This is a genomic window from Nonomuraea basaltis (assembly GCF_005893125.1).
GTDB lineage: Bacteria > Actinomycetota > Actinomycetes > Streptosporangiales > Streptosporangiaceae > Nonomuraea > Nonomuraea basaltis.
Genome location: NZ_VCJS01000002.1, coordinates 116,030 through 128,530 on the forward strand (window position 1 = coordinate 116,030; position 12,501 = coordinate 128,530).

The 12,501-nt window shown below is 71.5% G+C and carries 14 protein-coding genes; 11 read left to right on the forward strand and 3 right to left on the reverse strand.

Going from position 1 to position 12,501, the window contains the following annotated elements; translation table 11 throughout:
- Nucleotides 1-14 precede the first annotated feature (14 nt).
- Nucleotides 15-734, reverse strand: coding sequence for a DUF427 domain-containing protein (locus EJK15_RS01385; RefSeq protein WP_240776693.1), 720 nt, complete (start codon nt 732-734; stop codon nt 15-17).
- Nucleotides 735-1,097: 363 nt separating this feature from the next.
- On the opposite strand from EJK15_RS01385, the gene EJK15_RS01390 reads away from it, so the two are divergent.
- On the forward strand, nt 1,098-1,655 hold the full coding sequence (locus EJK15_RS01390; protein ID WP_138708487.1) for a DUF5709 domain-containing protein: 558 nt from the start codon (nt 1,098-1,100) through the stop codon (nt 1,653-1,655).
- Nucleotides 1,656-1,753: 98 nt separating this feature from the next.
- Here the strand turns inward: EJK15_RS01390 and EJK15_RS01395 are convergent, their stop codons facing one another.
- The gene (locus tag EJK15_RS01395; protein ID WP_138708488.1) at nt 1,754-1,990 is read right to left on the reverse strand and encodes a hypothetical protein; all 237 of its coding nucleotides are present in this window, start codon (nt 1,988-1,990) and stop codon (nt 1,754-1,756) included.
- A gap of 220 nt (nt 1,991-2,210) precedes the next feature.
- On the opposite strand from EJK15_RS01395, the gene EJK15_RS01400 reads away from it, so the two are divergent.
- On the forward strand, nt 2,211-3,011 hold the full coding sequence (locus EJK15_RS01400; RefSeq protein ID WP_138708489.1) for an SDR family oxidoreductase: 801 nt from the start codon (nt 2,211-2,213) through the stop codon (nt 3,009-3,011).
- Here EJK15_RS01400 and EJK15_RS76105 read toward each other — a convergent pair.
- Nucleotides 3,008-3,130 (reverse strand): hypothetical protein, encoded by a 123-nt coding sequence (locus EJK15_RS76105; RefSeq protein ID WP_276615345.1) that lies wholly within the window; start codon nt 3,128-3,130, stop codon nt 3,008-3,010. The two genes, EJK15_RS01400 and EJK15_RS76105, sit on opposite strands and share 4 nt — an antisense overlap.
- A gap of 25 nt (nt 3,131-3,155) precedes the next feature.
- Between EJK15_RS76105 and EJK15_RS01405 the strand changes: the two genes are divergently transcribed.
- The 9 genes from EJK15_RS01405 (at nt 3,156) to EJK15_RS01445 (ending at nt 12,484) form a co-directional block, all read left to right on the forward strand.
- Complete coding sequence (locus EJK15_RS01405) at nt 3,156-3,776, forward strand: YqjF family protein (protein ID WP_240776694.1); 621 nt, start codon at nt 3,156-3,158, stop codon at nt 3,774-3,776.
- Nucleotides 3,777-4,090: 314 nt separating this feature from the next.
- Nucleotides 4,091-6,616, forward strand: a complete 2,526-nt coding sequence (locus EJK15_RS01410; protein WP_138708491.1) for a sensor histidine kinase — start codon at nt 4,091-4,093, stop codon at nt 6,614-6,616.
- Nucleotides 6,597-7,022: a roadblock/LC7 domain-containing protein gene (locus EJK15_RS01415; RefSeq protein WP_138708492.1), complete on the forward strand. Its 426-nt coding sequence runs from the start codon at nt 6,597-6,599 to the stop codon at nt 7,020-7,022. Before EJK15_RS01410 ends, EJK15_RS01415 begins: the two co-directional genes overlap by 20 nt.
- A complete protein-coding gene (locus EJK15_RS01420; protein ID WP_206060592.1) occupies nt 7,019-7,369 on the forward strand; it encodes a DUF742 domain-containing protein in 351 nt (116 codons plus the stop codon). Before EJK15_RS01415 ends, EJK15_RS01420 begins: the two co-directional genes overlap by 4 nt.
- Nucleotides 7,350-7,931, forward strand: a complete 582-nt coding sequence (locus EJK15_RS01425; RefSeq protein WP_138708494.1) for a GTP-binding protein — start codon at nt 7,350-7,352, stop codon at nt 7,929-7,931. Before EJK15_RS01420 ends, EJK15_RS01425 begins: the two co-directional genes overlap by 20 nt.
- Before the next feature lie 167 nt (nt 7,932-8,098).
- On the forward strand, nt 8,099-9,154 hold the full coding sequence (locus tag EJK15_RS01430; RefSeq protein WP_138708495.1) for an iron ABC transporter substrate-binding protein: 1,056 nt from the start codon (nt 8,099-8,101) through the stop codon (nt 9,152-9,154).
- 6 nt (nt 9,155-9,160) lie between these two features.
- Complete coding sequence (locus tag EJK15_RS01435) at nt 9,161-10,693, forward strand: ABC transporter permease (RefSeq protein ID WP_138708496.1); 1,533 nt, start codon at nt 9,161-9,163, stop codon at nt 10,691-10,693.
- Entirely contained in the window at nt 10,690-11,721 is a 1,032-nt protein-coding gene (locus tag EJK15_RS01440) for an ABC transporter ATP-binding protein (RefSeq protein WP_138708497.1), read from the forward strand. The genes EJK15_RS01435 and EJK15_RS01440 overlap by 4 nt, the downstream gene beginning before the upstream one ends.
- A gap of 16 nt (nt 11,722-11,737) precedes the next feature.
- A complete protein-coding gene (locus EJK15_RS01445) occupies nt 11,738-12,484 on the forward strand; it encodes a DUF2071 domain-containing protein (RefSeq protein WP_138708498.1) in 747 nt (248 codons plus the stop codon).
- Nucleotides 12,485-12,501: the final 17 nt, after the last annotated feature.

Below are 12,501 nucleotides of genomic sequence, written 5' to 3' on the forward strand. Positions count from 1 at the left end.
CCGTCGCCTGGCCGTCAGTAAGGCAGTTCCTCGATCGTCAGCCGGTCGTGGGCGAAGCACAGGTATCCCGCCGCCTTCATCGCGTCCTCCAGCGGGTCGGGATAGGACCAGGCGACGTCCACCAGGCGCTCGTCTCCCAGGCGCAGCGACCAGTAGACGGCCTCGCCCTTGTACGGGCAGACGGCCCGGGTCGGACTGGGTTCCAGCACCTCCAGGCGGACGTCACGTGGGGGGATGTAGAGCCGGTTGGGCAGCCCGGTCTCCGACAGCACCCTCGGCGCGCCGGTGTCGGCGATGATCCGGCCGTCGAGGCGGACGCGGACGCGGCGGTTGGAGGCGCGGACGTCCACCCGGTGATACGGGTCCCGCAGTTGGCCGTGGACCTCTTCGGCCTCGTCGTACCAGGCGTCCATGGCCTCCCAGGAGATCCCGGCGTAGCCGCGCATCCACTCCAGGGCGCCGTAGGCCCACGCCGCGTTCTCCGCCGTACGGCCGGCGGCGCGGATCGACCAGTAGGTGGCCTGGCCCTTGAACGGGCAGGTCGGGGCGTGCTCGCTGGGCTCGAGCAGTTCGATGCGCAGGTCCTTTTCCGGGACGTACAGCTGTGGCAGCGAGCCGGTTTCGTGCAGGAGCTTGCCCTCGCGGGTGTCGGCCACCGTTTCTCCGCCGAACACCGCGCGCACCCGCCGCGGGAAGTCCTGGAAGAGCAGCCGGTGGCCGGGTCCGTTGATCACGTAGTTCGTCGTAGCGGGAGGCGTCGTTGACAGCGGTCCGCGGCCCATGGTCAACGTCATGGCTTGCCTTTCGTCGCATTGGAACTCATCCGTCCCGCTACCCGCCGCTCGGCCACGAAACCGGCCGTCCTCCGGCGAGCGCCGTGCCCGTCACTCCGCCTCCTTGCAGGGTAGGCACGCCGGGGTCTGCGACGGTCGGGAGTGGCGATGCCGACGCGCAAGTGGCCCTCGACCTGCGCGGCGGGCCGGAGCCGCCCGGCTTGGATGTGGCCGCCACCGCGCGTACCCGGGTCGGGTGGCGAACTGGTGACGTTGCGGCCATCGGGGGTAGCTGGCCCAGATGCCCAGTAACGGAAGGGGGACATGATGAGCCAGCACACACCCGAGCACGACCCGCGCTCGCGGTTCGAGGACGAGGGGATCCCGGACCTCCAGGACGGCACGCCGGAACAGCAGTGGGCGGTCGATCCCCAGGAGGCGCCGCTTCCCGCCGACCATCCGACGGCCGTGGACGAGTACGGGACCACGACCGACGAGCAGATCCAGGGAGAACCTCTGGACAGCCGCCTCGGCCGAGAGCTGCCGGAGGAGCAGCCGCTTTACGGTGAGGACGAGCCGGTCACCGCACCTGAGGAGAGCACTGCGGAAGAGCCCGCCCTGACCCAGGACAGCGGACTCGGGGTCGGCTCCGACCTCGACACCGAGTTCGAGCCCGGCGACGGGGTGGACCCCGACTGGCAGGCGCAGCCGGAGGAGCCCTCCGGCGCGGTCTGGGACGACCCGCGCAGAGCCGGCCGGCTGGTCGCCCCGGACGAGGGCGCCCACACCGATGCCGAGCCGGACGAAGTGGCCAGAGAGCTCGGCCCCGACGGCGGCGGCTACACCGCCGAGGAGTCCGCCATGCGGGTGGAACCGGAATGAGGAAGGACGAGCCATGACCAGGGAAGAGCAGGAGCTGGCGCGCTTCCCGTTGAGCGGCAGGGCCTGCCGTTCAACGACCCCCGTGGACGCCGTGGCGGCTACTCGAAGTCGTCCGGGTTCAGTTCCTTACTCCTCATGAAGGCCGCGTCGAACTCATCCAGGTCGGCTCCAAAGGGTACATCGCTCTCGTCGAAGTCCGGGGTGGCATCGGGTGTGACATCCGCTGGACGCCTCGACGACTCCTCCTCAGCCGGAGTCACAGGGGTACGCGCCGCTTCTTCGCTGCCTCCCCGCTCGACCGGCCGCTCGGCCGTGTCCTCGAACTGGTCACTCATCCTGGCCCCCTCAATCCGGCGTCTGGTCAACATGATCGCGACCGCCGCCGGCCAGGCGTTTTCGAACACTCTTCGCGCCCGAAAGCACCTACTGCCCGGCACGCCTCACGTCATGCGTGAGCGGCGCGGCGGCGGCGCAAACCGCTTGCCGCGTGGTGGCGACGTCACGGCATCACAGGGCAGGGGGGAAGGAAACGTGCCGTCATGACGAGGAGAGATCATGAGTAAGGGATACGACCGGGTCGCCATCGTCACGGGAGCGAACTCCGGAATCGGCAAGGCCACCGCCGTGGCACTGGCCGAGCAGGGCTTCGACGTCGGCATCACCTTCCACACCGACGAGAAGAGCGCAGAGGACTCCGCGGACCTGGTGAAGGGAATGGGGAAGGCGGCGGCGGTGCGGCGCCACGATCTGACCGACCCGGAGGGGGCGGCATATGTCGTGGACGAGCTTGCCGAGGAACTGGGCGGCCTCGGTGTGCTGGTCAACAACGCGGGCACCGGCACCGCCGAGCCCGTCCTTGACATGGACTACCGGCGCTGGCGGGATGTCCTCGCCGTCGACCTCGATGGGCCGTTCCTGTGTGCGCAACGAGCCGCCCGGCGCATGGTCGACTCCGGCAGGGGCGGCCGGATCATCAATGTCACCAGCGTGCATGAGGAGTTTCCCAAGGTGGGGGCGGGGCCGTACTGCGCGGCCAAGGGCGGGCTGCGGATGTTCAGCCGGGTTCTGGCTCTGGAGCTGGCCGAGTACGGCATCACCGTCAACACCGTGGCCCCCGGCGAGATCGCCACGCCCATGACCGGGCAGGAAGACCGGCCACCGCAGATGGGCAGCAGGCCGGGGTATCCGATCGCCAGGGCGGGCGACGCTCGCGAGGTCGCCGCCGTCCTGGCGTTCCTGGCCGGTCCCGCCGCCTCCTACATCACCGGAGCGACGTTGTTCGTCGACGGCGGCCTCGGGCTGATGGGACCGCAGGCCGGCGGAGCGCTCGACTCAGGCGAGTGGCGCCACGGTTAGACGGTGCGGGCCTTGAATGCCGCGGCCGCGGCGGGGCAGGAGCGAAGGGTGCGAGCTCCGTCGTCGCCCCGCGTCACCTGGCCGGTGATGTACCACCACTGGTCGAAAATGACCTTCATTCACTGGCGGTATCCCGTCGCTCTCGTGCAGTCCTTGGTGCCGGATTTCCTCACGGTCGAGCGCCACGACGGGGACGCCTGGATCGGGTTGACGCCCTTTCTCATGGAAGGCGTGCGAGCGCCCTGCACGCCCGCCCTCCCCTACCTGTCCCGGTTCCCGGAGACCAATCTGCGGACTTACGTACGCGATGCCCGCGGGCGCAGCGGGATCTGGTTCCTGTCGCTGGACGCCGGGCACCTTCCCGCCGTGCTCGGCGGCCGTGCCGGCTATGGGCTTCCCTATTTCTGGTCGGACATGTCGGTGCACGGCGACGGCCCTTTCACGCGATACCGGTGCCGCCGACGCTGGCCGGGACCCCGCGGCTCCCGTTGCGACGCGGAGACGAAGATGGGAACTCCTCTGACGGCGAGCGAACGTGACGAACTGTCGCACTTCCTGACCGCCCGCTACCGGCTGTTCACCCTCAGGGCGAACCGGCTCGCCGCCGCCGAGGTCGAGCACCCTCCCTGGCCGCTCCACCACGCCCGCCTGATTCGCCTGGACCAGGACCTGCTGCAGAGCGCCGGCCTTCCCGCCCCGGACCGGCCTCCCGTCGTGCACGCCTCCCCCGGCGTGCCGGTACGGGTGGGGATCTGGACCTGGTGACCTGCCCATCCGGGGGCTCCAAGGACGACGCCAGTCACTGATCAGAACCCGCAGGTCGGTGACATCAACCTCCGCCAGACCGCGACGGTCGTCACCGCCTGTGAAACTCCCGCGATTACGGTTACGAACCGTGTGCTGACAAAGAGTCAACCCGCCATTCGTGATGTTTCTTCGCATCCGTACCTTGAAGTCCATGTGCCCCATCGGCATAGTGGACGGACCACAGCACCAGTCGTGGCGGGCGTCCTCGGGGGCCGGTACCAGTACACGACTGCCCAGCGGCGCATCACCACGCGCGGAATTGGACATGATGGATGAGCTCGCCCCCGCCGATCCGTACCAAGCTGCTCAGGATCCTCCTGCTTCCGCTGGTCTCCATGGTCGCTTTGTGGGGATTCATCGCCTATTCCAGTGTGGAGGAGATCGTCACGGTCTCCCAGGCGCAGGACCGTTGGGAGGCCATCGGGTCGCCGGTGCTGCAGCTGATCGGCGAGTTACAGCGGGAGCGCCAGGTTTCGGCGGAGGCACCGCGTGGGACCGCGGAATCCGTGCCGCTGACCCATCAGCGGCGAGTCACCGACGCCAAGGCCGAGCGGCTGCGCCAGGTCATCGGATCCCTTGACGTCGACGCGGAGGGCGCGGAGACGCCGGCCCAGGTGCGGGCGCTGGTGCAGGCGCTCGACGGGCTGCGGTCGCTGCGCGAGTCCGCCGACGCGGGGATCTTGTCCCCGCCGCGGAAGATCATCGACGCGTACAACAACCTGATCAGCGTCGCCAACAAGCAGTTCGACGACCGCGACGCCCTGAGCGACGTCTCGGCCTTCCGCTCGGTACGCGGCATGGCCGCCTACCAGGCCACGGCGGAATACCTGGGCCGGGAGCACGCCGTGATCACCAGCACGATCGTGAACCGCAAGATGACCCCCACCGACCGGGCCGCGTTCATCGCCGCGTTCAACAGCCGCAGGACCGTCTTCGCCAACGCCGAGCGCGACGTGGGCCCCGAACTGCGGGTGCAATTCAACAAGCTGGTCAACGGCACCCCGTACAAACGGCTGCTGGAAGTGGAGGACCGGCTGTTCAACTGGGACACCACCGGTGGCCCGCCGCCTGTCGACCCCGCCCAGTGGAAGAGCGACGCCGACTCCATGCTCGGCGTGATCTACCTCGACACACAGCAGGAGCTCGACCGCGCCGCGGCGCAGACGGCTGCGCAGAAGGCCGGGGCGTACTGGCGGATCGGGCTGGTCCTGGTCCTGGGCCTGGCCGCGGTGGTCTTGTCGGTGGCGCTGTCGTACCGGTTCGGCAGCTCGCTGATCAACGAGCTCAAGCGGCTGCAGGCGTCGGCGGCGGAGCTGGCCGAGGTGCGGCTGCCCCGGCTGGTCGAGCGTCTGCGCCGCGGCGACGACGTGGACCCTGCCACCGAGGCCCCCGGCCTCGATCCGGCCGACACCGCCGAGGTCGATCGCGTGGTGAACGCGCTCTCCGCGGTACGCCGCACGGCGGTCGAGGCCGCGGTGGGCCAGGCGACCCTGCGCAAGGGCGTCGGCCAGGTCTTCCTCAACCTGGCCTGGCGCAACCAGGCGCTGCTCCACCGCCAGCTCGCGCTGCTGGACACCATGGAGCGCCGGGTGGATGACCCGGGGGTCCTGGAGGACCTGTTCAAGCTCGACCACCTGACCACCCGCATGCGGCGGCACGCGGAGAACCTGATCATCCTGTCCGACTCCGCCCCGGCGCGCCGCTGGCGCGACCCGGTGCCGCTGTTCGACGTGGTACGCGCGGCCGTGCTGGAGGTCGAGGACTACACCCGCGTCATCGTCGCGCCGATGCCGAACGCCCCGCTGCTGGTCGGCGCCGCGGTCACCGACGTGATCCACCTGATCGCCGAGCTGGTGGAGAACGCCACCGTCTTCTCCCCGCCCGACACGACCGTGCACATCCGCAGCATGACGGCGGCCAACGGCTTCGCGCTCGAGGTGGAGGACCGGGGGCTGGGGCTGAACCAGGCCACCCTCGACGAGATCAACGCCCGGCTGGCCGACCCGCCGGAGTTCGACCTGGCCGACAGCGACCGGCTCGGCCTGTTCGTGGTGTCCAGGCTCGCGGCCCGGCACAACATCAAGATCGCACTGCGCCGCTCGCCGTACGACGGGACCACCGCGATCGTGCTGCTGCCCTCCGCGCTGCTCGCCAATACCGAGTCCCCGCCCGCCGCGGTGGACCAGGCCGCGGCCCGAGCGGGCAGGCCCTTGCGCGCGCTCGGCACGGCGCCCGCCGAGACCCGGCCCAGCGGGGTGGCCATCGCCCCGGAGCCCTTACCATCGCTCGCCCCGGAGCCCTTCCCGTCCCTCGATCCGGAGACCGCGAGCGAGGCGGAGGCCTGGAGTGACCGCGGGCGCCCGTCCGCTCTGGACGGCTGGCCGGACGCGCCCGCCCGCGCCGCTGAGCCCGAGCGGGCGACCTGGTTCGAGGCCGGCCCCGCACGGCGGCCCAGGCCGACACCCGAATCGGGGACCGGGCCGATCACCAGGCCGGTTCCCGGATCCGCCATGCCCTCCGGCCCGCCCACCGAGTGGAGCGTCACGGTGCCGGCCCAGGAGGCGGACGAGGACCTGGACGGGCTGCCGATGCGGGTGCCGCAGACCAACATGGCTCCCCAGCTGCGTGCCGCCCGGCGCGCGGAGCGGCGCGCGGTCTCGGTCCGCTCGCCGGAGGAACTCGCCCAGCTCATGTCGTCCATGCAACGCGGCTGGCAGCAAGGCCGCCACCAGGCGGAGCAGGGACATGACGCTCGGAACGGAAAGGACGACCATCCCGATGCCCGACCCCAGAAGTGAACTGAGCTGGCTACTCGACGACCTCACCACGCGCGTCCCCGGCATCCGGCACGCCATCGTGCTGTCCGCCGACGGGCTGGCCATGGGCGGCTCCCGGGAGCTGACCCGGGAGGACGCCGAGCACCTGTCCGCCATCTCCGCCGGCAGCCACAGCCTCGCCATGGGCGCGGGGCGGCATTTCGGCCTGGGCGGCGTACGGCAGACGATCATCGAGATGGAGGGCGGCTTCCTGTTCGTCACCGCGGCCGGCCAGGGCGCCCGGCTGGCCGTGCTCGCCTCCGGCGACGCCGAGCTCGGTATGGTCACGTACGAGATGGCGCTCCTGGTCAAGCGGGTCGGCGAGCACCTCACCGCGCAGCCGAGGGGGGCAGCACCGGCACCCGCCTGGAACGGCGCGAGACCGTGACCGGGGAGGATCCGGGGCCGCTGATCAGGCTGTTCGGGCTGACCGGGGGCAGGGCGCGCCCGCAGGGCGAGACCTTCGACCTGGTGGCCATCGTCACGACGGTCGGCGGCTCCTACCAGCCCGCGGACCTGATCCCGGAGCATCGCACCGTGCTCTCAGTGTGCCGGAGGCCCACGCCCGTGGCGGATGTCGCCGCGCACCTCAGGCTGCCGCTCAACATCACCCGGGTGATCCTGGGCGACCTGCGGCGCGAGGGCCTGATCACCATCGAGCGCCCGCGCCCCGCGGCCCAGACGATCGACGAACGCATCTACAGGGAAGTGCTGGATGGACTACGCAGCCTCTGAGCCGGGTGCGACCGCGGTCGCCTCGGCCCTGGCCATCAAGATCCTCATCGCGGGGGGCTTCGGCGTCGGCAAGACGACCATGGTCGGAACGATCAGCGAGATCCGGCCGCTGCACACCGAGGAGCTGCTGAGCGAGCGAGGCATCGGGGTGGACGACATCTCGGGAGTGGAGGCCAAGACCACTACCACTGTGGCGCTGGATTTCGGCCGCATCACCATCCGCCAGGGGCTGTGGCTCTATCTGTTCGGCACCCCCGGGCAGGACCGGTTCTGGTTCATGTGGGACGAGCTGGCCCTCGGCGCGCTCGGCGCCGTCGTGCTGGCCGACACCCGCCGCCTGCAGGACTGCTTCCCCGCGGTGGACTACTTCGAGCAGCGCGGCATCCCGTTCGTGGTCGGCGTGAACTGCTTCGAGGGCGCCCGCCGCTACGACCCGGCCAAGGTGCGGCGGGCGCTCGGGCTGAACGAGTCCACCCCGATCGTGCTGTGCGACGTGCGCGAGCGCGATTCGGTCAAGGAAGTGCTCACGACGCTGGTGACGTACGCGGTGAAAGGCGTCTGACCCGGGACCGCGTCCGGGCCGTGGTGACCGATGGCGAAGACTTCGTCATCCTTGACCAACGGCACATCGAACCAGGTCAAGTCCGGTCTCGTATTGGCCACAGCCATTGACGCTTAGGTTAGGCATACCTAATCATGGGGTCCTCGCAAGACCTAGGAAGGCACGTCATGGCCACCACCATCAGCCGGCTCGCCACACTCGCGGCCGCCGCACTCCTCGCCACGCTCACAGCCGCGTGCGGCGACCAAGGCACGCAGGCGGACGCCGGATCCACCGCCACGGCGGCCCCGCAGACCCCGACCCTCGTCGTCTACTCCGGACGCGACGAGAAACTGATCGCTCCGCTGCTCCAGAAGCTGGAACGATCTACCGGAAGCAAGGTCGAGGTCCGCTACGGCGACAGTGCCGAGCTCGCCGCGCAGTTGCTGGAGGAGGGTGACAAGACGCAGGCCGACCTGTTCCTGTCGCAGGACGCGGGCGCGCTCGGCGCGCTCTCCCAGCAGGGCCGCCTGGAGGCGCTGCCCCAGCAGTCGCTGGACAAGGTCGGCCAGGCCTACCGCGCCGAGGACGGCACCTGGGTCGGGCTGTCGGGCCGGGCCCGGGTCATCGCCTACAACCCGGACAAGGTCGCCAAGGCTCCCGCCGGCGTTCGCGAGCTCACCAAGCCGGAGTGGAAGGGCAAGGTGGGCTACGCTCCGACGAACGCCTCCTTCCAGGCGTTCGTCACCGGCATGCGCGTCCTGGACGGCGACGACGCCACCCGCAAGTGGCTGCGGGACTTCAAGGCCAACGACCCCAAGGTGTACGAGAAGAACGGCGCCATCCTCGACGCCGTCGACTCCGGCGAGATCGCCCTCGGCCTGATCAACCACTACTACTGGTTCGAGAAGGCCGCCGAGGTCGGCCCCGGCAAGATGACCGCCAAGCTGCACTTCCCGGCCAACGGCGACCCAGGCGCGCTCGTCAACGTGGCCGGCGTCGGCGTCATCAAGGGCGCCGACCAGGCCGCCGCGGCCGGCAAGGCGGTCGACTACCTGCTGTCGGCCGAGGCGCAGACCTACTTCGCCGACACGACCAAGGAATACCCGCTGGCCGCCGGCGTCACCAGCAAGGTCGAGGGCCTGCCGCCGCTGGAGTCCATCGACGCGCCGAAGATCGACCTCAGCAAGCTCAGCTCCCTCCAGGAGACCCTGGTCATGCTCCAGGAAGCCGGGATGGTCTGACCCGGCGTGCCCGCGAACAGGCCCTCCCCCGATGCCGGGCGCAGGCCGCCGCCGCTCCTGGTCGGCTGGGCCTGCGTCGCGGCGGCGCTCGCCCTGCTGCCGCTGGTCTACCTGGGCGTGCGGGCGCTGGAACACGGCCCCGCACACGCCTGGCGGCTCGTCGCCACCGGTCGCACCCTCGAGCTGCTGGCCCGCAGCCTCGGGCTCGCCGCCGTGGTCGTCGCCGCCTGCCTGCTGCTGGGCGTCTCGCTGGCCTGGCTGACCGTGCGGACCGCGCTGCCGGGGGCCCGGGCCTGGTCCGTGCTGGCCACGTTGCCGCTCGCCGTGCCCAGCTACGTCGCGGCGTTCGCATGGATCTCCACCAACCGCCTGGCCGGCTTCGCGGGCGCGGCGATCACCCTGACGCTGGTCAGCTACCCGTACGTCTACCTGCCGGTGGCGGCGACGCTGGGCGGCATCGACCCGGCGCAGGAGGAGGCGGCCCGCTCACTCGGGCACGGCCCGCTGCGCACGTTCTGGCGCGTCACGCTCCCGCAGGTGCGCCCGGCCGCGGCGGGCGGCGGGCTGCTCGTCGCGCTCTACGTGCTGTCCGACTTCGGCGCCGTCTCGATCATGAGGTACGAGACGTTCACCCGGGCGATCTTCACCTCTTACCGGGCGAGCTTCGACCGCACCCCGGCCGCCGCGCTCGGCTGCGTGCTGGTGGTGATGACCGTGCTGCTCGTCGCGGCAGAGGCGCGCACCCGCGGCCGGGCGCGCCACTCGCGTACCGGCGGGGGCAGCGCCCGGCCCGCCCCTCGCGCGCGGCTCGGCCGGCTGCGGTGGGCCGCGCTCGGCTGGTGCTCCGCAGTGGCCGCGGCCGGTGTGCTCTTCCCGCTGGCCATGCTGGGCTACTGGCTGACGGCCGGCAGGTCGGGCGCCTGGGAGCCGGGCAGGCTGCTGGAGATGTCCGGAACCACGCTCGCCGTGGCCGCCCTCGGCGCCGCGCTGACCACGGCCTGCGCCCTGCCCGTCGGCATTCTCGCCGCCCGCCACCGCGGTCGCGTCATCCACCTGCTGGAGCAGGCCGCGTACGCCGGGCACGCCGTGCCCGGCATCACCGTGGCGCTGGCCATGGTGTTCCTCGCGGTGCGCTACGCCTACCCGCTCTACCAGGAGCTGCCGCTGCTCGTGCTCTGCTACGCGGTGCTGTTCCTGCCGGTGGCCGTGGCCGCCACCCGCGCCGCCGTGCTGCAGTCGCCGCCGGTGCTGGAGGACGTGGCCCGCTCGCTCGGCGACCCGCCGCTGCGGGTGCTGCGCCGGGTCACGGTGCCGCTCGCCGCGCCGGGCATCGCGGCCGGGGCCGCCCTGACGTTCGTGGTGTGCATGAAGGAGCTGCCCGCCACGCTGCTGCTGCGGCCCACCGGTGTGGACACCCTCGCCACCCGGCTGTGGGCCGAGACGACCACCGCCTCCTACGCCGCGGCGGCCCCGTACGCGGCCATGCTGATCCTGATCGCGGCCGTCCCCTCGTACCTGCTCGGAAGGCGGCGCTCATGACGGATCTGAAGATCGGCGGGCTGGTGAAGTGCTACGAGCCGCCGGCGCGGGTGCTCGACGGCCTGGACCTCTCCGTCCCCGCGGGCCTGCTGGCCGCCGTGCTCGGCCCGTCGGGCTGCGGCAAGACGACGCTGCTGCGCGTGGTGGCCGGGTTCCTGCGCGCCGACGCCGGCGCCGTGGAGCTCGGCGGCCGCGTCGTGTGCGGGCCGGGGGTGCACCTGCCGCCGGAGCGGCGCCGCGTCGGCATCGTCCCGCAGGAGGGCGCGCTGTTCCCGCACCTCAGCGTGGCGGCCAACGTGGCCTTCGGCGTCAGCGGTACGAGCCGCGCGGAGCGGCGCCGCCGTACCGGCGAGATGCTGGAGCTGGTCGGGCTGCCCGGGTTCGGGCAGCGGATGCCACACGAGCTGTCCGGCGGGCAGCAGCAGCGCGTCGCCGTCGCCCGCGCTCTGGCGCCCGCGCCCGACCTGGTGCTCCTGGACGAGCCGTTCAACGCGCTCGACAGCGCTCTGCGGGCGGGCCTGCGGGCCGACGTACGCGCCGCGCTGCTGGCCACGGGAGCCACGGGAGTGCTGGTCACCCACGACCAGCAGGAGGCCCTGTCCACCGCCGACCTGGTCGCCGTGGTCAGGGAGGGCAGGGTCGCCCAGTGCGGCACGCCCGAGGAGGTCTACCAGCGGCCGGCCGACCTGTGGGTGGCGGGATTCGTCGGCGAGGCGGTGTTCCTGCCCGCCGTGGCGGAGGGCGGCGCGGCCGGCACCCCGCTCGGCCGCGTCCCGCTGGCGGCCCCGGCGCACGGCGGCGGCGTGGTCGTGCTGAGGCCCGAACAGCTCGTGCTGGGCGAGCCCGGCACGCGCGGCACGGTGGTGGACGTCCGCTACTACGGCCACGACGCGATGGTCCACGTGGCGGTGGACGGCCTGCCCGACCCGGTGCCGGTCCGGGTGCCCAGCCCGGCCGGGGTCCGGCCGGGAGAGGAGACGGGCGTGTCCGTCACCGGGACGGCGACCCTGCACCCCGAGCCCCGTTGACCCTACTGTTCGAATCATGAGCTTCGCCGGAACGCCCCAGCCGCGCCCGCGCTGGTATCACGCGCAGACAGACCTGGACGACTTCGCCATCGTCAGCTACCGGGTGGACGCCGACGCCTTGGCCCGGCACCTGCCCGAGGGCTTCGCCCCGATGAAGGTGACCTTCGGCGACGGACCCGATGCCCTGATCTCCGCGGTCGCCTTCAAGGACCGGGACTTCCACTTCCGATGCCTTCCGCAGGTGAGCATCGACTGCGGTCAGATCAACTACCGGGCCTACGTCACCGCGTACGGCAAGCCGGGCGTCTGGTTCTTCGGAACCCGCCTCGACCACCCGGTCGTCGCGATCCCGCAGCACCTTTGGGGCATGCCGTGGCGCCGTGACCGCATCCGCATCGAGGCGGACTGGGACCGCACGCCGGCACACTGGCTGCTCGATGCCGGGGACGCCTCCTGCGACGCGGCCGAGCTCCCCCGGCCGCTCGGCCTCCTGGACGGTTTCACGGACGAGTCGGACTGGCTGGAACTGCTCACCCATCCCACCCTGGGCTGGTACCGGCGCCGTGACGGCAGGGTAGGGACCTACAGCATCTGGCACCCGGTCATGCGCCCCCGCCATCTCGCCGCCGCCTCCGCGAGCTTTCCCGTCTTCGAACGCCTCGGTCTGATCACGCCGGGCACGCCGCCGCACTCGGTCCTGGCCCAGCCGCACCTGCGCTTCGACATCCACACCCCGCCCCGCCGCTTCCGCCCGGACGCGTGAGCGGGACTGACGAACTC